Below are 440 nucleotides of genomic sequence, written 5' to 3'. Positions count from 1 at the left end.
GCACAGGTGAGCAGCAATTTCGGTTCGATCTGGCCAAAGCGATCGATCACGCCGTGGGTGCCGAAGTCCGGCGACGAGCAGGACCAGATCGCGCCGAGGCTGGTGGTGGCCAACATCGCCACCAGGGTTTGCCAGGTGTTGGGCATGCACGCCGCCACGCGATCACCCCGGCCAACGCCCGCCGCGCGCAGGCTCGCCTGAAAACCGGCGACGTGTTCGGCCAGTTCGGCCCAGGTCAGTTGTTCGCGCTGGCCGTTCTCCGCCACAGCAACCACCGCCACGGCATCGTCGCGGCGGCGCAGCAGGTGTTCGGCAAAGTTCAGCGTCGCGCCCGGAAACCACTCGGCGCTGGGCATCTCTGCACCTTCACGCAAGACGGCGTCTGGCTGGGTGTGAAAGCGGATGTCGAAGAAATCGACGATCGCCTGCCAGAACGCCGG

At 66.4% G+C, this 440-nt stretch carries 1 protein-coding gene; it reads right to left on the bottom strand.

Going from position 1 to position 440, the window contains the following annotated elements:
* Nucleotides 1-440 (bottom strand): AMP-binding protein (locus J5M71_RS28620; RefSeq protein ID WP_207839046.1); only part of this gene is annotated, 440 nt, incomplete at both ends.

This window comes from Pseudomonas sp. 43(2021), from assembly GCF_017490805.1.
Classification (GTDB): domain Bacteria; phylum Pseudomonadota; class Gammaproteobacteria; order Pseudomonadales; family Pseudomonadaceae; genus Aquipseudomonas.
This window is presented reverse-complemented; position numbering and strand designations above follow the sequence as displayed.